This is a genomic window from Devosia sp. 1635 (assembly GCF_013185955.1).
GTDB lineage: Bacteria > Pseudomonadota > Alphaproteobacteria > Rhizobiales > Devosiaceae > Devosia.
Genome location: NZ_JABAOM010000002.1, coordinates 779,016 through 797,920 on the forward strand (window position 1 = coordinate 779,016; position 18,905 = coordinate 797,920).

Below are 18,905 nucleotides of genomic sequence, written 5' to 3' on the forward strand. Positions count from 1 at the left end.
CAAACCAGTGCCTGCTCGAGGGTGAAACGAACGGCGCCTCGAAGCGCTCCTGCCGCGCGAGCATCATTGTCGTCCGGCAGGCGCCTGCTGCGTCCTTGGAGGCCACCAGCAAGGGAGAGGCATGTTGTCCCCATCCGTCCGGCCAATTACGCTCCGTGCCTATCTAGCGCGTCCTCAACCCGGTCCCGGCCTGCCATGATCCCCACCATCACCGCCTTTGCCGATTCTCCTGACCAAGGTGCGGGCCTCGCTCGCGACATGCGCGTGCGCTGGGCGCTCGAGGAAGTGGGCCAGCCCTACCAAGTGCGCCTGGTGTCCTTCGCGCAAATGCGCGCGCCCGCCCATCTGGCCCTCCATCCCTTCGGACAGATCCCGACCTACGAGGAGGGCACGCTCACCCTGTTCGAATCGGGGGCCATCGTCCTGCACATCGCCGAGCAGCATCCCGGCCTCCTCTTGCCCGAGGAACCGGGCGCCCGCTCCCGCGCCATCACCTGGATGTTTGCGGCCCTCTCAACGGTCGAGCCGCCCATCGTCGAGCTCGAAGTCGCCGAACTCCTTGAACGCAACGAGAGCTGGTCGCAGCAGCGCCTACCGCTGGTGAAGGATCGCATCCACCACCGGCTGCGCCAGCTTGCTGCCTTTCTGGGCCCCAAGGACTGGCTTGATGGCGCCTTCAGCGCCGCCGATCTGATGCTGGTGCATGTGCTGCTGCGCTTGAGCGGAGCCGGCATCCTCGAGGATTATCCCGATCTCTGCTGCTATCTCGCCCGCGCCCAGGAGCGACCGGCTTATCGGCGCGCCTTTGCCGCCCAGCTCGCCGTCTTCACCGCAAGCCAGCCCTCAACCTGACGCCGGGGCTGTTTTCGGTCCACAGCCCAAAAACAACAAAGCCCGCACAAGGCGGGCTTTGCAGAAACTTGCATGAGCAAGCAGATCTTAGCCCTGGCGGGCCTTGAAGCGCTTGTCCACCTTGTTGATGATGTAAACGCGGCCGCGACGGCGGACGAGCTTGTTCGCGCGGTGGCGAGTCATCAACGCCTTCAGCGAGTTGCGGACTTTCATCTTGATATCCTCGGGTCAAACAAAAGGGGCGCCTAGGCGCCCGGAACTTGCGGGCATTCATAGGGATTTCCCCCTGCCCTGTCAACGCGGCACAAGCAGAGTTTTCACCCTCTTTTCACCGCTTTGCGCACCCCGGCAAGCTCGGCAAGCCGAGGCGCCGATTCCCTTGAGCCTAGTGCCCCAGCACCGCATCCTCGGGCACCCCGATCTCGCGCCAGCGATGGCAGGCAACGAGCCGCCCATCCTCGATGGTTTCGAGCACTGGCCGCTTTTCCGCGCAATAAGGCTTGGCGAAGCGACAGCGGGTGCGGAACGGGCAGCCTGAAGGCGGATTGATCGGTGAGGGGATTTCCCCCCGCAGGGCATCCACATTGCGTTGCCGCGCCAATTTGGGGTCCGGAATGGGCACGGCCGTCAGCAGCGCCCGCGTATAGGGGTGCTTGGGATCCTCATAGATCTCGTCGCCCGTCGCCAGCTCCACGATTCGCCCAAGATAGAGCACAAGGATGCGGTCGGACACATGCCGGACGACGCTCAGATTGTGCGAGATGAAGATCAGGGTCAGCCCGAACTCGTCCTTGAGCTCGGCGAGCAGGTTGAGGATCTGCGCCTGGATCGACACATCCAGCGCCGAAACCGGCTCGTCGCAGACAATGAGCTTGGGCTCGGTGATCAGCGCCCGGGCAATGCCGATGCGCTGGGCCTGCCCGCCCGAAAACTCGTGCGGATAGCGGTTGATCATCTCGGGCAACAAACCCACCGCGGCCATGATCTTGAGCACGCGGGCCCGCCGCTCGGCCTTGTTGAGCTCGGGCCGCAAGGTGCGCAAGGGATCGGCGATGATGTCGCCCACAGTCATGCGCGGATTAAGCGATGCCAGCGGATCCTGGAAGATGATCTGCAGGTCCTGCCGGCGCTTGCGCATCTCCTCCGCCGGCACCCGGGTCAGATCCTGCCCCAGCCACAGCACCTGCCCCTCGTCCGGCGCAATCAGCTGCAGGATGCAGCGCCCGAGCGTTGACTTGCCGCAGCCGCTTTCCCCCACAATGCCAAGGGTCTCGCCCTTGCGGATGGAAAAGTTGATGTTCTCGAGCGCCGTCAGCGTCAGCTTGCGGCTGAACAGGCCGACGGAAATGGAGAAGGTCTTTTTGAGATCCTTGATCTCGAGCAGGTTGATCGGGGTCTGGTCCATCAGGCGACCTTTCCATAGGCCATCGGGCCTTCATAAAAGCAGGCTTTCTCGCGCCCATTGCCGGTGTCCATCAGCGGCGGGCGCTCTTCGAGGCACCGGTCAAAGCAGAACGCGCAGCGCGGATTGAACGAACAGCCCTTGGGCAGGTTCTCCAGACTTGGCGGCAGCCCCTGAATCGGGTCGAGCCGCTCGGCGCGCTTGGCGATATGGGGCGTCGAATGCAGCAGCCCCAGCGTATAGGGATGGCGCGGATGGTAGAACAAATCGTCCACCGTGCCCTTTTCCACCGCCCGGCCGCCATACATCACCATCATGCGGTCGGCGACCCCGGCAACGACTCCCAGGTCATGGGTGATCAGCACCAGCGACGTGCCGAAATCCTCGGTCAGCGTCTTGAACAGCTCCAGCATCTGCGCCTGCACCGTCACGTCGAGCGCCGTGGTCGGCTCATCGGCGATCAGGATCTTAGGCTGGCACAGCAGCGCCATGGCGATCATCACGCGCTGCCGCATTCCGCCCGACAGCTCATGGGGAAAGCTGTTGGCGCGCTTGGCCGGTTCAGGAATCCCGACGCGCTCAAGCATGTCGACGGTGGCGCGGGTGGCGGCCTTCTGCTCGAACCCGCGATGCTTGACCAACACCTCGGCCAGCTGCGTGCGGATGCGCAGCGTCGGGTTGAGTGAGGTCATGGGATCCTGAAAGATCATCGCGATGTCCCGGCCGCGATAGCGGTCGAGCTCATTGGGTCCCAGCGCCAGCAGGTCCACATCACCCATTATAGCGCGCCCAGACGCGCGCCCGTTCTTGGCCAACAGGCCCATGATCGACAGAAAGGCCTGGCTCTTGCCCGAGCCGCTTTCCCCCACCACAGCCAGCGTTTCACCCCGCGCGAGGGTAAAATTCACCTCGCGCACCGCCTGGACTTCGCTTTCGTGCAGCGCGAAGGTGACCGACATATCCTGGACGTCGAGTACGTGCTTCATTTCAAACAGGGCCTTTCTGGCGCGCCCGGCACGAAGCCGGGCAGCGCTTAGCGATCCTTGGGGTCCAGCGCATCGCGCAGGCCATCCCCGATATAGGTGAGGCAAAGCAGGAGGGTGACCAGCACCACCGCCGGGCCGATCAGCATCCAGGGCAGCGTTTCCGCCACGGGCGAGCCGAACGAGATCAACGTTCCAAGCGATGTCTGCGGCTCTTGCACCCCCAGCCCCAGATAGGAAAGGAAACTCTCCGTGAGGATGATCTCGGGCACGGTCAGCGTCGCATAGATCACCACCGGCCCGGTCAGATTGGGCACGATATGGCGCATGATGATGGTCCAGGGCTTGGCCCCGCCCGCCCGCGCCGCCTCAACGAACTCGCGCTCCTTGATCGACATGGTCTGGCCGCGCACGATCCGCGCCATGGTCAGCCATTCCAGGCACCCGATACCCACAAACAGCAGCACGGGATTGCGCCCGAAGATCACCACGAGAATGATGACGAAGAGGATATAGGGCAGCGCGTACATGATATCGACAAAGCGCATCATTACCGCGTCGACCTTGCCGCCGAAATAGCCGGCGACCGCGCCATAGATCACCCCGATCACCACCGAAACCAGCGTAGCAACGCCGGCCACGATCAGGCTCATCTGCGTGCCCTGCATGATACGGGCCAGCATGTCGCGCCCGTTCTGGTCGGTCCCCGCGAAGTGCCCGTTCTCGAAATTGGGGGGCTTCCTGATCGCGCTCCAGTCGATCTTGTCATAGGTCCAGGGCAGCAGATACGGGCCGACAAAGGCGAAGAGGATGATGAAGCCGATCAAGAAGATCGACACCACCGCGGCCTTGTTGCGCACGAGGCGCCGCATCGCATCCTGCGTCAGCGACCGCCCCTTGGGGCCGTCCTCCAGCGCCTTGGCATAGTCGGAAAGAATGGCGTCCTTGCCTGTGATGCCGGCCATCAGCGCAACCTCACCTTGGGGTCAAGCCAGGCATAAAGCAGGTCAACCACGAGGTTCACGGCCAGAATAATAAACATGTACAAAATGGTCGTTCCCAGCACGAGGCCATAGTCGCGGTTGAGCGCGGCGCTGATGAAATATTTGCCGATCCCCGGCAGCGCGAAGATCTGTTCCACGACCAGCGAGCCGGTCAGCAGATAGCTCAGCCCCGGCCCCAGATAGGACACGACGGGCAAGAGCGCCGGCTTGATGGCGTGCCGCGCCAGGATCAGCCGCGTACCCAAGCCCTTGGAGCGCGCGGTGCGTACATAATTGGTGCCCAGCACTTCGATCATCGAGCCGCGCATCAGCCGCGCCGTGCGCCCGGCATGCGGCAACACCAGCACCGCCACGGGCAGCACCAGATGGGCGATCGAGCCGTTCTGCCAGCCGCCCGCCGGCAACCAGCCCAGATACACCCCGAACACCAACTGCAAGATGCTGCCGATCAGGAAATTGGGCACGACGAGCCCCACCATTACCAGCATCACCAGCAGGTAGTCGGGCCACTTGTTCTGGTTCACCGCAGAGATCGCGCCCGCGATCAGCCCCACCACCGTGCCGATGATAAAGGCAGTGAAACCCAGCATCAGCGTGAAGGGCAAACCGATCCACAGCATCTGCGACACGGTGAAGTCGTTGTAGACCATCGAGGGGCCGAAATCGCCCTGCAGCAGCCGGCCGATATAGATGAAATACTGGCTGATCAGCGGCTGGTCGAGGTTGTAATGCGCCCGCAGATTGGCCAGGGTCTGGGGCGGCAGCGCGCGCTCCCCGTCGAAGGGCCCCCCGGGGGCCAGCCGCAAAATGAAAAAACACGCCGTCACGGCGATCAGCGCTACCGGCAAAGCCGACAGCACGCGCCGCAAAGCAAATCCGAACATGGGTGAACCTTTCTGGTCCCCCGCAGCAGCACCGCGGTGCGCTCGAGGCGGAGGATGCCGGCGCCGCTCGGGGCGGCGCCGGCCCTAGTGTTATTCGGCCTTGGTCAGCCAGCGCGTACGGTGGATGTCCTTGGCATTGTTGACAAAGCCGGTGATCGAGGGCGTCACGACGTTCTGGGCGATATACCAGTAGATCGGGATCGCACCGGTTTCATCCATGGCGATCTTTTCGGCGTCGCCCAGCATCTTGGCGCGAGCGGCCAAGTCAGACTCGGCAGCGGCCGACTTCACCAGCGCATCGAACTCGGGGTTGGAATAACGGCCATAGTTGTTGCCCCAGTTCATCTGGCCATCCTGCATGATGCCGGTGGTCAAGAGCTCCAGCGTGTTGGACGGATCGGAATAATCGAGCAGCCAGCCGGCACGGCCGACCTGGAAGTCCCCGGCGCGCAGCGCGTCATAGTGCACGGCGGTTTCGGAGTTGAAGAGCTCGGTCTTGATCCCGATCTGCTCCCACATGGAGGAGATGGCGACGGCCACGCGCTGGTGGTTGTCATTGGTGTTGTACTTGAGCTGGACCGGCAGCGGGTTGGAGGCGTTGTAGCCCAGCCCTTCCATGATCGCCTTGGCTTGCGCCACGCGCTCTTCATAAGGCAGGTCGATCCATTCAGGCTGATAGGGCTCGACGCCTTCATAGTTCGCCGTGCCTTCCGGCACCCAGCCATAAGCGGGCAATTCGCCCGTGCCCAGCACATCGGGGCCGATCACGTCGCGATTGATCGCCATCGACATGGCCTTGCGCACCTCGGCATTGTCGAAGGGCGCTTTTTCCTGGTTGATCACATAGTAATAAACGCCCAGGAACGGGGCGAAGAAGTCCTGCCCGGGCAGGTTGGTCTTGATCCACTCGGCCTGGTCAGCCGGGATATCAACGAGGATGTCGTATTCGCCGGCACGATAGCGCGCGAGGGCCGCGGCCAGGTCATCCTGCACGAAATAGTTGACCTCATCGATCTGCACATTGGCAGCATCGTAATAGGTCTCCGACTTGACCGACTTCACATAGGAGCCGGGCACCCATTCAGTGATCTTGTAGGGACCATTGCCGACGATGTTCTCGGGCGCCGTCCATGCATCGCCGACCTTGTCGACCACATGCTTGGGAATGGGATAAGCGGTGTAGTGGGTCAGCGCCTGGAGGAAATAGGGCGTCGGGCCTTCAAGCGTGATCTCGACGGTCTTGTCGTCGAGCGCCTTGACGCCCAGTTCATTGAAATCGGTGATCGCCCCTTCTGCCAGTTCCGAGCCATTCTTGATGGGGAACTGCAGATAGGCATATTCCGAGGCGGTGGCGGGATTGAACAAGCGCTGGAAGGCAAACACAAAGTCTTCTGCCGTTACCGGCTCGCCGTCGCTCCACTGAATGCCGTCGCGCAGCTTGAAGGTATAAACCAGCCCGTCTTCGGAAACCGTATAGCTTTCGGCCTGGCCGGGAATGGCATCGGCATTGGCGTCTTCAGCCATCAGGCCTTCGATATAGTCGCCGATGATCCGGTTTTCCCAGTCGCCCGAGGCCTTGTGCGGGTCGAGCGAGCCGGGCTCGGAGCCGTTCATCATGTTGAGCGTAACAGCGGAGGCCGCGCTGCTCATCAGCAGCGCCATGGCGCTCGCTACTGACACAGCCTTAAGAGTTTGCGCGAATTTCATGCTCGTCCCATCTCCTTGTGGAAGTCCTGATGTCGATTCTTGTGTGCCCGCTTTGCCGCGGTTGCCTTGTTTACCGGCAGTTTTGACCTGCCGGTCATTTTCTGGACGGTAAACCGCCTTTCCGCCCACTGACAAGCAAAACCTTGACCTATGCGTCAACGTAACCACGGCTTGCACAATATAGGCGCCAGTAAACGCCCCTCCCGGCCATGCAGAGGCGCTGCAACATTACAATTTTCGCAAAATAGTGCAGAACTAGCCGCCGAGAATACCTGAGCGCTGCACTCCATATATGGCGAGCGCCACAACGATCAGCAGTGCAAAAGGCAGCCAGGCTGGCGGCTCTCGCCGTTTGCGCGGGGGCTGTTCCGGCTTTTTCTCGATCCGGCGAAACTTGACCACATTGTCCTTCACGCCGCCCGCTCCACAATCGCCGCCACGCCCTGTCCACCTGCCGTGCAGACCGACAGCAGGGCCCGCTGCCCCTGCCCTTCGGCCAACATCTTGGCCGTCAGCCCCAGAATGCGCGCGCCCGTTGCCGCAAAGGGATGCCCATAAGCGATGCTCGACCCCTTGAGGTTGATCCGCTCGGGATCGATCGGCCCCAGCACCTCCTCGCGGCCCAGCTCGCGCCGGCAATAATCGGGATCGTTCCAGGCCTTGAGCGTGCACAACACCTGCGCGGCAAAGGCCTCGTGCAGCTCGAACAGGTCGAAATCGGCGAAGCCCAGCCCCTTGCGCGCCAGCATCTCGGACACGGCAATGGTCGGCGCCATCAGCAGGCCCTCACCATGGGCAAAGTCATTGCCCGCCACCCGCCCGGCAGTCAGATACGCGAGCACCGGCAGCCCGCGCTCGCGCGCCCAGTCTTCGCTCGCCAGCAGCACCGCTGCCGCCCCGTCGGTCAGAGGCGTCGAGTTGGCTGCCGTCAGCGTGCCATGGCCCGAACTCTTGTCGAAAGCCGGCTTGAGATCCGCCATCTTGGCGAGATTGGCATCAGCCCGCACATTGTTGTCGCGGTCGAGCCCCGCGCAGGGCACCAGCAGATCGTCGTGGAAACCTTCGTCATAGGCAGCCGCGGCCTTGCGGTGGCTGTCGACCGCCCACTCATCCTGCGCCCGCCGGGTGATGCCCCATTCGCGCGCCATCAGCTCGCAATGCTGCCCCATCGACAGCCCCGTACGCGGCTCCTGCGTCGAAGGGGCCACCGGCGTCAGCTCCCCGAGCGAGAACCCCTTGAACACACCGAGCTTGTCGCGCGTGGTGCGCGCCTTGTTGAGATCGATCATCCGGTGCTGGAACTTGTCCCCAAAAACCACCGGGCTGTCGCTGACGCTGTCGGCACCGGCCGCAATGGCGCTGTCAATCTCGCCGGTCGCGATCTTGGCCCCAAGGCTGAGCGCTGCCTGCAGGCTCGTGCCGCAGGCAATCTGCATTGTCGTGCCGGGCGTGCGCGGTGACAAACCTGCATCGAGCAAGGCTTCGCGGGCGAGGTTGAAATCGCGGCTATGACTGATCACCGCCCCCCCAATCACCTCGTCGATCTTTTGCCCCTTGAGCCCGAACTTGTCGGCGAGACCACCCAGTGCCGCCGCCAGCATCGAAAGATTGGTTTGCTCGCTATAGGCCGTGTTCCCCCGCGCAAACGGGATCCGCGCCGACCCCACAATCGCGACTTTGCGCAGTTCAGTCATCTTGCTCTCCAAACAGCGCCATCACGCCTTCCCATCCCGGCGCGCCTGCAGCGGCCCGCCCAGGAACGGCGCAAAGCCGGTGCCCAAAATCACCCCGATATCGGCCAGATCCGCATTGGCGACCACGCCCTCAGCCAGCACAACTTCGGTAGTATCGACCAGCGGGCGGACCAGTTCACGCCCCAAACCTGCGAGATCGGCATGGGCCGGGGTTTCACCCTTTTGCGCCTTGCCGTCGCTCCACTTGTAAAAACCCTGCCCGCTTTTGCGCCCAAGCTTGCCGCGCCGCACCAGTTCGGCAAAGCGCGACCCCTCGGGCACGGCATGCCCCAGCTCCGTCGCCACCGACTGGCCGACATCGAGCCCCACCGTATCCATGAGTTCGATCGGCCCCATCGGCATGCCGAAGGCCACGGCCGCGGCATCGAGCAGTTCGGGGCTTTCCCCCGCTTCCACCCGCTCCACCGCGCCCAGCATATAAGGCATCAGCACCCGGTTCACGAGAAAGCCCGGCGCCGATTTCACCACCACCGGCGACTTGCCGATCGCCACCGCAAAACCCGCACCCTTGCCGATCTCCTCGTCGCTGTTGAAGCGCGAGCGGATCACCTCGACCAGCGGCAGTTGCGCCACCGGATTGAAGAAATGCAGCCCGATCAGCCGGGATGGATCGCTCAGCCCCTCCGCAATCCGCTCCAGCTCGATCGATGAGGTATTGGTCGCCAGGATTGCCCCCGGCTTGATCTCGGTCTCGAGCTCGGCAAAAATCTGCCGCTTGATCGCCAGATCCTCCACCACCGCCTCGATTACCACATCGGCCCGCGCCACGCCCTTGCCATCGGGATCGGCCTGCAGCCGCAACATGGCGGTATCCACCTCGAAGCGTTTCTTCAGCCGCTTCTTGAACAGCGCCTTGCCCCGCTCCAGCGCCGGCTTGATCCGATTCATGTCGAGGTCCTGCAGCGTCACGCTCATGCCGCGCAGCGCGCACCAGGCGGCAATATCCCCGCCCATCACCCCGGCCCCGATCACATGCACGCGCCGGAACTGCTGCCCCTTGGCTGCCTGCTTCTTGAGCCCCTCGGACAAAAAGAACACCCGGCGCAGATTGGTCGCCGTGGTCGAACCCATCAGCGGCACAAAGGCCGGCACCTCGCCCGCAATCATCGCGCGCCAGTCATTGCCGTGTTCTTCAAACAGCTCGATCAGCCCATAGGGCGCCGGGTAATGCTCGCGCTTGGCCTTCTTGCCGACCTTCTGGCGCATCTTGTCTGCCACATAGCCGCGGATCGGCCCCATCGCCATGATTGTCTTGGCGATCGGCGCCACAGTGGACCGGCGCTTTTGCAGCACGGCCTTGCGCCCTTCCCAGCGCAGATTGTCGCGATGGCGCACCAGCTTGTCGACGAGCCCCAGCCCGCGCGCTGGGCCCGCCCGCAGCATCTTGCCGGTGAGCATCAGGTTCATGGCATCCACCGGCCCGGCCTGCCGGATCGAGCGGCCGGTTCCACCAAAACCCGGAAAAATCCCCAGATTGACCTCGGGAAAGCCGAGCTTGGTTTTCTCGTCCTTGACCGCGATCCGGTAGTGGCAGGCCAGCGCCAGCTCCAGGCCGCCGCCAAGGCAAAAGCCGTGAATGCCCGCGACCACCGGAATCTTGAGGTTCTCGATCCGGTCAAACAGTTTATGGGCCTGCCGCAGCGCGTCTGGCAGCAGCGCCAGGTCCATCTTGTCGAATTCGCGCACATCGGCGCCGGCGATAAAGCCGCTATCCTTGCCCGACAGCAGCACCACGCCCACGAGTTCGCGCCTGTCGGCCATCCCCTCGATGCGCCCGATCAGCTCTTCAAGCTCGAGGATCGCCGCGGTGCTGAGCGTATTAACTGGCGCATCGGGGCTATCGATGGTCAGCCAGCCGATATCTTCCACATCCTTGTGGAAGCGCCACGAGCCCGTCACGCCCTCAAAGGGCAGGATGGGGGTGTCCATCAGCTCTTCGATCATTCCGCTGCCCTCCGCGCCGGTTCCGCTGCCAATTTGTCGGGATCGAAATCATCAACCCGCACCGCGCGTTCCGTCGCCGCGTCGGCTGCACGCATGATACCCGCTTCATTGTCGTTGAGAACGCCCGCCGCTACCGCATCGGCAATGGCGTCGCGGTCGAGCCGGCGCTCGATCACCCCCTTGCGGGCGGCCTTGACGAACCGCGCCTCGATCTCCTCGGCCTCGGTGACCTTAAGCAGCGCATCTTCCAGCACGCCCGTGACATCATCGGGGTCCATCGACACATAGGCGCCCGTGGTCATGCGGTCGCGGAACTGGCCGGGCTGCAGCACGGCGCGGGCATACCGGTTGTTCACCCGATCCGCTGCCGGGCGGGCATGCCACCCCAGCGGAAAGCACAATACCCGCATCGCATTAGCCATGACCCTATTGGGGAAATTGGCGAATACCTCGCCGAATTTGCCCTCAAGGGCAGCAATGCGATCCGCCATGATGGCATCCACCAGTTCCCGATCTTCGGCCAGCCGCCCCTCATCCTCGAAGCGCTTGAGCACCGCTGACATCAGGTAAAGCTCGCTCAAAATATCAGCCATGCGGCCCGACAGCTGCTGCCTGGCCTTGAGCGCGCCACCCAGCGACACCGTGATCCAGTCAGCCACCAGCGCGAAGCACTGGCTGTAGCGATGCAGCTGCCGATACCAGCGACCCGCCTCATGCTCGGCTGGGCTCGAAGCAAAGGAGCCGCCCGTCAAGCCATGCAGGAAACTCGCTACGATATTGCGCAGCATGAAGCGCGTATGCCCGCCAAAAGCCTGGTCGAACTGCTCCAGCCCATGCGCCTTGTCCGGGTTCTGCACCGCCTGGATTTCGCGATAAAGGAACGGGTGCGCCCGCAGCACGCCCTGGGCAAAGGTCATCAGCGTACGGGTGAGGATATTGGCCCCTTCGACGGTGATGGCGACCGGCGTCGCCATATAGGCGCCAAACAAATAGTTGCTCGGCCCGTCCTGGATCGCCCGGCCCCCGTGGATATCGAAGGCATCATCGATGGTGTCGCGCATCGCCTCGGTGGTCCGATATTTCAGCAGCGCCGAAATCACCGCCGGCCGCTGGCCTTCATCCACCATGGAGGCTGTCAGCCGCCGCGAAGCTTCATAGACATAGGCGTTCTTGACCATCCGCCCCAGCGGCTCGGCCACCCCTTCCATCATCCCCACCGGCATGCCGAACTGGCGCCGGATCCGCGCATAGGCGGAGGTCACCCGCAGGCTCTGCTTGATCGAGATCGTGCCGATCGCCGGCAGCGAGATCGCCCGCCCGGTGGACAGGCATTCCATCAGCATGCGCCAGCCCTGCCCGGCATAGGCCGTGCCCCCGATCAGGTAATCGAGCGGAATAAACACGTCCTTGCCCGTGGTGGGGCCGTTCATGAAGGCTTGCCGCGAGGGATAATGGCGCCGCCCGATCTCCACCCCGGGGTGATCAGAGGGCACTAGCGCCAGCGTGATGCCGATATGCTCGCCCTTCCCCAGCAGGTTCTCGGGGTCCTTGAGGATGAAGGCGAGGCCCAGCAGCGTCGCCACGGGCGCGAGCGTAATATAGCGCTTGTCCCAGGACAGGCGCACCCCCAGCACTTCGCGCCCTTCATACATTCCCTTGGTGACAACACCGATATCGCGCATCCCGCCGGCATCGGACCCCGAATGCACGCCCGTCAGCGCAAAGCACGGCACTTCGAGGCCGGTCGCGAGCCGCTTGAGATAGCGCTCCTTTTGCTCTGATGTGCCGTATTTTTCCAGCAACTCGCCTGGCCCCAGCGAATTGGGCACCATCACCGTGATCCCCGCCGCCACCGAGCGGCTGGCGATCTTGGACACGATCATCGATTGCGCCTGTGCCGAAAATCCGAGCCCCCCATGCTCCTTGGCGATCAGCATGCCAAAGAAGCGGTTGTCCTTGAGGAACTGCCACACCTCGGGCGACAGATCAGCCAGATTATGCCGCGCTTCCCAGTCATTGATCATCGAGCACACCTGCTCGGTGGGCCCGTCCAGAAACGCCTGCTCTTCCGCGCTGAGGGTCAGCGGGCGGATCGCCGTCAGCTTGCTCCAGTCCGGCCGCCCCGAAAACAGCTCCGCATCCCAGCCAACCGTGCCGGCATCGAGCGCTTCCTGCTCGGTACGCGACACGCGCGGCAACATGGATTTGACCACCCCATAAAGCGGGCGCATCACCACCGCCTTGCGGATCGGCGCCAGGCTTAACAGCAGCAGCACGATCCCGGGCAGCAGCGCCAGCACGAGCCCCGCGCCCGTCAGCCGATAACCGACTTCGAGATCGATGCCCGACATCAGCCCGATCACGAGGGCCGCCACGCCCCACTGCCAGAGCGGCGCCTCGCGGATGGCCAGCACGGCGATGGCGACCAGGGACAGCACAATCAGCAACAACGCCACGGCAACATCTCCTTGAGGCACACCCGCAACCATCGGGCACCTAACCACTCTAACCAGCCTTACGTAAACGTCAACTCCGCGCCCCTTGCGTAGAGCGCCAGCGCTGCAGCCTTCAAAAACCCGGGCAATTGTTTGACGCTAACGTAAACCCATGGGATAAACTGCCGGCAAACAGGCGCCCCGAAAGGGCGCGCCTACCCGCAAGCGGGCACGCACCCGCGGGACGGCAGGAGGAGAACAGCAATGGATATGGTCAATCCCGAGCCGGGACCGCTTCGCCCCTGGATTGCCAATTATCCCGAGGGCATCCGCTGGGATATCACCATCGATACGCGCCCCGTCCATGAACAGGTGCTGGCCGGCTGCGCCAAGAACCCCTCGGCCGTCGCGCTCGATTTCCTCGGGGGCACCACCAGTTTCGGCGAACTGGCCAAAAGCATCATCGCTCTGGCCGGCGCGCTGCAGCACCAGTTCGGCATTGGCAAGGGCAGCCGCGTCGCGCTGATGCTGCCCAACACGCCCTTTTATCCCATCGCCTATTACGCCGTGCTGCGCGCCGGCGGCACCGTGGTCAACTGCAACCCGCTTTATACCGTCCCCGAGCTCAGCCACATCATGGCCAATGCGGGCGCCGAGCTGATGATCACGCTCGATCTCAAGCAGATCTTTGACAAGGCCGAGGCCCTCGCCGCATCGGGCCACGTCAAATCGCTGGTCGTCTGCCACTTCCCCGAAGCGCTGCCCCTCGCCAAGCGCGTCCTCTATTCGGTCGCGAAGCGCAAGGACCTTGCCGACCTCAAGCGCTCCCCCGCGCGCGATCGCATCACCACGCTCAACAAGCTGCTCGCCCGCCGCGAAACCCCGGACGCCGTGGTCATTGACCCAGAGCGCGACATCGCCGTCCAGCAATATACCGGCGGCACCACCGGCCTGCCCAAGGGCGCACTCCTGACCCATGCCAATATCTCGGCCAATATGAGCCAGATCGACAAATGGGGCTGCGAGCTCTTCTACCCGCCCTCCAAGGTCGTGGCCGTCCTGCCCTTTTTCCACATCTTCGCCATGACGGCCTGCATGAACGTGCCCCTGTGCAACGGCACCCCCGTCATCATGCTGCCCCGCTTCGAGCTAAAGGCGCTGCTGGACCTCTTCACCCGCACCAAGGCCAATGTCCTGCCCGCGGTACCGACGCTGCTGGCGGCCCTCGGGCGCTCCTCCGCCGTCAAGCCCGAACAGCTGGCAAGCCTGCAGGTCGCCATTTCCGGCGGCGCCCCGCTCAGCAACGAAGTGCGCGCGCAATTTTCCACCAAGTCCAAGGCCCTCCTGGCCGAAGGCTACGGCCTCACAGAGGCCTCCCCCGTCGTGTGCTGCGCCGCGCTGCGCGTTCCCTCCAAGCCCATGAGCATCGGCATGCCGCTGCCCGCCACCGATATCCGCTTTGTCGATGTCGATAGCGGCGAGGTCGTGGGCATCGGGGTCGATGGTGAATTGCAGGTCAAGGGCCCCCAGGTCATGGTCGGCTACTACAATGACCCCGAAGCGGACGCGCAGGCCTTCAGCGATGGCTGGCTGCGCACCGGCGATGTCGGCCATATCGATGAAGACGGCTATGTGTTCCTTGTGGACCGCATCAAGGACCTCATCATCTGCTCGGGCTTCAATGTGTATCCGCGCGTCATCGAGGAAGCCCTGCTCACTCATCCCGCGGTCGAGGAAACCAGCGTCATCGGCGCCCCCGACCCCTATCGCGGCGAAGCGCCCGTCGCCTTCGTCAAGCTCCAGTCCGGCCAAACCGCGACCGAAGCCGAGCTCAAGCACTTCCTCACCGATAGGCTCAACAAGATCGAGCTGCCGCGCGAGATCATCTTCAAGGATGAATTGCCCAAGACCCTGATCGGCAAGCTTTCCAAGAAGGAGCTGCGCGCCGAATACGCCAAAAGCCATCCGGGGTCGGCGAGCAAATGAACCGCGCCGAACCGGAAAACCGCGATCTCTTCGCCATCGCCGATCTGGCGCGCGAATTCGGCATTTCAACGCGCGCCATCCGCTTCTACGAAGCCAAGGGCCTGCTCGCGCCCGAACGCGTGGGCGCTGCCCGCATCTTCCGCCGTCGCGACCGGGCCCGCCTGATCCTGATCCTGCGCGGCAAGCGCCTCGGCTTTTCCCTGCGCGATATCTCCGACTATCTCAGCCTCTACGACGCCGACCGCAACGAGCAGCTCCACCTGCTCGCCGGCAAGGTCGAGCAACGCCTCGGCTCCCTCGAACAACAACGCGCCGACCTCGAACTCACCATCGCCGAACTGCGTGAAATCAAGCAACTAGCCGAGGAGCGGCTGCACAAGCGCTGAGTTGAATTTTTGTACGTAAGTGCGTACATTAATGGCAAGGAGAAGCCCCATGCGCACCAAATCCATTTCCGACTTCCGCAAAAACATCGCCGCTGACATCGATGCAGTGGTAACCGACCTCGAGCCCTTGATCGTCACCCGCAACGGCGGCAAGCCGCCGGTCGTGGTCATGTCACTGGAGGAATTTGAATCCTGGAAGGAAACTATTCACCTTTCCAGCACCCAGGCTAATGCCGATCGGCTGGCCCAGGGGAATGCCGATTTCGAAGCGGGCCGCGGCATCAGTGCCGACTGGCCTGAATGAGGCTCCTCTTCACCGAGCCTGGTTGGGATGACTATCAGTATTGGCAGGCCAATGATCCAGATACGCTGGCCAAGGTCAACGAGCTGATCAAAGATTGCCGCCGCTCGCCATTTTCAGGCATCGGCAAACCCGAGCCCCTAAAGGGCAACTACAAGGGCTGGTGGTCACGCCGCGTCACCCAGGAGCACCGGCTGGTCTACCGCGTCGAGGCCGCCGTCTTGTGGATCAACCAGTGCCGCATCCACTACGACCGGCGCTGACGATCTGGCGCCGCTAACTCCCGCCCCGCGGCTTGACGTTCTTGGTCAAGAGATCCGGCTTTTTCGGCTTCACCCAGCCTTTGGGTGGCTGGCGCACCGGCACATGCGTCCCGAGGCCCATCGCGCCTGGCGGCGGCTGGCCCACGGTCACCGTGCCCTCGCCCTCCTCGCCCGGAGCACCACCCTCTCCCTTGAGCCGGGCAATCTCATTGCGCAGCCGAGCGGCTTCCTCGAAGTCCATCGCTTCCGCTGCCGCCTGCATCTGCGCTTCCAGCGCCAACAGCCGCTGGTGATTGGATCGTGATGACATGTTTTTCCGCCCTTTTCTGCCACGCACTGCTGTCACCCCGGCCTTGAGCCGGGGTCCATCCTGAGATGCCAGCATTATACAACCGCTCAAGTAGCCTCGATAAACACCGCCATATCTTCCAGTGTCGCCGCTTCGTTCGCCGGCTTGTCCCAGCGAATGCGGTTGATGCGCGGAAACCGCAGCGCCACCCCCGATTTGTGCCGCGTCGATTCCTGCGCCGAGTCGAATGCCACCTCGAACACCAGCTCCTTGCGCACCTCGCGCACTGGCCCGAAGCTTTGCAGCGTATTGGTGCGGATCCACTTGTCGAGCTGCTTGAGTTCCTCGTCGGTGAACCCGAAATAGGCCTTGCCGATCGGCACGATCTCGTTGCCCTTCCACACGCCGAATGTGTAGTCCGAATAAAAGGAGCTTCGCTTGCCGTGCCCGCGCTGGGCGTACATCAGAATGGCATCGACCACATTGGGATCGCGCTTCCACTTGAACCAATAGCCCTTGGGCCGCCCCGGCAGATAAGGCGAGGTCCTGAGCTTGAGCATCACGCCTTCATGCCCGTGCTGGTCCGCCCCCTCGCGCCGTTGCTGCGCCAGGTCGTCCCAGTCGGTGAACGGCAGCACCGGCGACAGATCCAGCCGCGTTTGCGGATTAGCCTCGAGCCACCGCTCCAGCCGTAGCCGCCGCTCGGTCCAGGGCAGCGCCCTGATGTCCTCACGTCCATCGAACAACATGTCATAGACGCGGATAAAGGCCGGGGACTCCTTGAGATGCTTGGCGCTCGCCACTTTCTTGTTGAGCCGCTGCTGCAAGTCGTTGAACGAGCCCGCCTCGAAATCGCGCCCCACCAGCAATTCCCCGTCCAGCACCGCCTGCCCGTTCACATTCTCCACAATGTCGGGAAAGGCGGCGGCAATATCGTCGCCCGTGCGCGAAAACAGCGATGCCGTGCCCGGTCCCAGCACCAGTTGCACCCGGATGCCGTCCCACTTCCACTCCGCCGAAAAATCCTCGGGCTTGAAGCGGGTCAGATCCTTTTCCTCATCGATCGGATTGCTCAGCATCAGCGGATGGAACCGCGCGGCATGATCGATATCGGGGCGCTCGGCCTCCCCGCTCAACCAGGCAAAGAGTTCGGTATAGGGCACCTGCAATCCATGCCAAACCTCCTCGATTTCCTGCAGCGGCACCCCGCTCATTTCGGCAAGCGCCGTTTTGGCCAGCCGCGCTGAAACGCCGATCCGCAACGCGCCCGTCGCCAGCTTCACCACCGCCCAGCGCTCATTGATCCCCGCCCGCGTCAGCAGCGCCGCGATGAGCTTGGGCAATTCGCTTTTGGAAGTGGTGTTGAAGAGCTCGATGAGGTCGGTCAGCGACGGCAACTCGCCCTCGCCGCCATGATGGGGCCAGATCAGCGCGATGGTTTCCCCCAGATCCCCGACATAATCGTAGCTCATGGCGAACAGCACGGGATCGACTTCGCGCAGCACGATGTCCTTGAGCAGCGCCGGCTTCACATTGCGGAAGGTCAGCGCCCCGGTCAGCACCGCCAGCGCAAAGCCGCGGTCGGGGTCGGGCGTTTCGCGGAAATACTGCGTCAGAGCCTCGATCTTGCGATTGCGCGAGGGCGTCAGCGCCAGCAGTTCCAGCAATTGGGCAAAGCGTTTCATTCCTCGCCCTCCCCGCCATCATCCTCAAAGCCCTGGATGTTGAGCGGCTCGGCCTCCAGCCCCTGCTGGCGGCACCAATACACCAGCGCATCCTCGCGACCATGCGTCACCCACACGGTCTGCGCTTCGGTCTCGTGGATGGTTTGCCCCAGCTCGCCCCAGTCGCAATGGTCCGAAATCACCAGCGGCAATTCCACCAGCGCCTGACGCGCCCGCTGCTTGACGCTCATCCACCCCGACGCCTGGCAGGTCACAGGATCGGGAAAGCGCCGGCTCCAGCGGTCGCGAATGGCCGAAGGCGGCGCAATCACGATCGCGCCGGCCAGCTCCGCCTTGGCCACACCCGTCGCCGGGCGCAGATCCCCCAGCGGCACGCCGAGCTCTTCATACAGCGCACAAAGCCGGATCATCGCCCCATGCAGATAGATGGGCGCCTCATAGCCGGCATCACGCAACAACCCAATCACCCGCTGCGCCTTGCCCAAGGCATAGCAGCCGATCAGATGCGCCCGTTCGGGGTTCTTGCGCACCGAATTGAGCAGCCGCTCGATCTCCGTCTGCGGCTTGGGATGCTGGAACACCGGCAGCCCGAAGGTCGCTTCGGTGACCAACAGGTCGCACTGCACCAGCTCATAGGGCTGCGCCGTGCGGTCGGCGAGCCGCTTGTAATCCCCCGTCACCACCACCCGCTGCCCATCCTGCTCGATCAGCACCTGCGCGCTCCCCAGGATATGCCCGGCCGGGTAAAAGGTGATCCTTGTATCGTCGATCGCCAGGGGCTCGCCGAACGGCAGCGCCTGGAACTGATCCGCGCAATCCTCGCCATAGCGCACCTTCATGATGGCGATCGTGTCGGGCGTCGTCAGCACCGCGCCATGCCCGGCCCGCGCATGGTCGGCATGGCCATGGGTGATGATCGCCCGCGCCTTGGGCGTGGACGGATCGATAAAGGCATCGATGGCCCGGAGATGGAGGTTTTTGTCGAGGATCTGCGGCATGGTAGCTGCCTAACGCCCCAACCCTTCCGAGG

The 18,905-nt window shown here is 63.4% G+C and carries 18 protein-coding genes; 5 read left to right on the forward strand and 13 right to left on the reverse strand.

What is annotated here, in order from left to right; all coding sequences use genetic code 11:
* Positions 1-195 precede the first annotated feature (195 nt).
* Positions 196-852 carry a glutathione S-transferase family protein gene (locus tag HRU92_RS10630; protein ID WP_172124176.1) on the forward strand — a complete coding sequence of 219 codons (657 nt, stop codon included), beginning with the start codon at positions 196-198 and terminating at the stop codon, positions 850-852.
* An 87-nt stretch (positions 853-939) separates the two neighbouring features.
* On the opposite strand, the gene ykgO is transcribed toward HRU92_RS10630, so the two are convergent.
* The 10 genes from ykgO to HRU92_RS10680 form a co-directional block, all read right to left on the reverse strand.
* Complete coding sequence (gene ykgO / locus HRU92_RS10635) at positions 940-1,065, reverse strand: type B 50S ribosomal protein L36 (RefSeq protein WP_046139985.1); 126 nt, start codon at positions 1,063-1,065, stop codon at positions 940-942.
* A 172-nt stretch (positions 1,066-1,237) separates the two neighbouring features.
* On the reverse strand, positions 1,238-2,257 hold the full coding sequence (locus HRU92_RS10640) for a dipeptide ABC transporter ATP-binding protein (protein WP_172124178.1): 1,020 nt from the start codon (positions 2,255-2,257) through the stop codon (positions 1,238-1,240).
* Entirely contained in the window at positions 2,257-3,240 is a 984-nt protein-coding gene (locus HRU92_RS10645; RefSeq protein ID WP_172124180.1) for an ABC transporter ATP-binding protein, read from the reverse strand. Before HRU92_RS10645 ends, HRU92_RS10640 begins: the two co-directional genes overlap by 1 nt.
* Before the next feature lie 47 nt (positions 3,241-3,287).
* Positions 3,288-4,202, reverse strand: a complete 915-nt coding sequence (locus HRU92_RS10650; protein WP_127754011.1) for an ABC transporter permease subunit — start codon at positions 4,200-4,202, stop codon at positions 3,288-3,290.
* Positions 4,202-5,125, reverse strand: a complete 924-nt coding sequence (locus HRU92_RS10655; RefSeq protein ID WP_172124182.1) for an ABC transporter permease subunit — start codon at positions 5,123-5,125, stop codon at positions 4,202-4,204. Before HRU92_RS10655 ends, HRU92_RS10650 begins: the two co-directional genes overlap by 1 nt.
* A 90-nt stretch (positions 5,126-5,215) precedes the next feature.
* Positions 5,216-6,832, reverse strand: a complete 1,617-nt coding sequence (locus HRU92_RS10660; RefSeq protein ID WP_172124184.1) for a peptide ABC transporter substrate-binding protein — start codon at positions 6,830-6,832, stop codon at positions 5,216-5,218.
* Positions 6,833-7,087: 255 nt separating this feature from the next.
* A complete protein-coding gene (locus HRU92_RS10665; RefSeq protein ID WP_164854869.1) occupies positions 7,088-7,246 on the reverse strand; it encodes a hypothetical protein in 159 nt (52 codons plus the stop codon).
* Positions 7,243-8,526 carry an acetyl-CoA C-acetyltransferase gene (locus tag HRU92_RS10670; protein ID WP_172124186.1) on the reverse strand — a complete coding sequence of 428 codons (1,284 nt, stop codon included), beginning with the start codon at positions 8,524-8,526 and terminating at the stop codon, positions 7,243-7,245. Before HRU92_RS10670 ends, HRU92_RS10665 begins: the two co-directional genes overlap by 4 nt.
* Positions 8,527-8,547: 21 nt before the next feature.
* Positions 8,548-10,530, reverse strand: coding sequence for a 3-hydroxyacyl-CoA dehydrogenase NAD-binding domain-containing protein (locus tag HRU92_RS10675; protein WP_248307067.1), 1,983 nt, complete (start codon positions 10,528-10,530; stop codon positions 8,548-8,550).
* Complete coding sequence (locus HRU92_RS10680; protein WP_173088131.1) at positions 10,527-12,986, reverse strand: acyl-CoA dehydrogenase; 2,460 nt, start codon at positions 12,984-12,986, stop codon at positions 10,527-10,529. Before HRU92_RS10680 ends, HRU92_RS10675 begins: the two co-directional genes overlap by 4 nt.
* Before the next feature lie 243 nt (positions 12,987-13,229).
* Between HRU92_RS10680 and HRU92_RS10685 the strand changes: the two genes are divergently transcribed.
* Genes HRU92_RS10685 through HRU92_RS10700 form a run of 4 tightly spaced genes read left to right on the forward strand, consistent with a single transcriptional unit; the run spans position 13,230 to position 15,901 of the window.
* Positions 13,230-14,951 carry a long-chain fatty acid--CoA ligase gene (locus HRU92_RS10685; RefSeq protein WP_172124190.1) on the forward strand — a complete coding sequence of 574 codons (1,722 nt, stop codon included), beginning with the start codon at positions 13,230-13,232 and terminating at the stop codon, positions 14,949-14,951.
* Positions 14,948-15,337, forward strand: coding sequence for a MerR family transcriptional regulator (locus HRU92_RS10690; RefSeq protein ID WP_172124192.1), 390 nt, complete (start codon positions 14,948-14,950; stop codon positions 15,335-15,337). The genes HRU92_RS10685 and HRU92_RS10690 overlap by 4 nt, the downstream gene beginning before the upstream one ends.
* Positions 15,338-15,386: 49 nt before the next feature.
* The gene (locus HRU92_RS10695; RefSeq protein WP_172124194.1) at positions 15,387-15,641 is read left to right on the forward strand and encodes a type II toxin-antitoxin system Phd/YefM family antitoxin; all 255 of its coding nucleotides are present in this window, start codon (positions 15,387-15,389) and stop codon (positions 15,639-15,641) included.
* A complete protein-coding gene (locus tag HRU92_RS10700; RefSeq protein ID WP_172124196.1) occupies positions 15,638-15,901 on the forward strand; it encodes a Txe/YoeB family addiction module toxin in 264 nt (87 codons plus the stop codon). Before HRU92_RS10695 ends, HRU92_RS10700 begins: the two co-directional genes overlap by 4 nt.
* A 13-nt stretch (positions 15,902-15,914) precedes the next feature.
* Here the strand turns inward: HRU92_RS10700 and HRU92_RS10705 are convergent, their stop codons facing one another.
* The 3 genes from HRU92_RS10705 to HRU92_RS10715 form a co-directional block, all read right to left on the reverse strand.
* Positions 15,915-16,211, reverse strand: a complete 297-nt coding sequence (locus HRU92_RS10705; RefSeq protein WP_127754020.1) for a UvrB/UvrC motif-containing protein — start codon at positions 16,209-16,211, stop codon at positions 15,915-15,917.
* Positions 16,212-16,297: 86 nt separating this feature from the next.
* Positions 16,298-17,875, reverse strand: a complete 1,578-nt coding sequence (locus HRU92_RS10710; RefSeq protein ID WP_172124198.1) for a cisplatin damage response ATP-dependent DNA ligase — start codon at positions 17,873-17,875, stop codon at positions 16,298-16,300.
* Positions 17,872-18,873, reverse strand: coding sequence for a ligase-associated DNA damage response exonuclease (locus HRU92_RS10715; protein ID WP_173088133.1), 1,002 nt, complete (start codon positions 18,871-18,873; stop codon positions 17,872-17,874). Before HRU92_RS10715 ends, HRU92_RS10710 begins: the two co-directional genes overlap by 4 nt.
* Positions 18,874-18,905 lie beyond the last annotated feature (32 nt).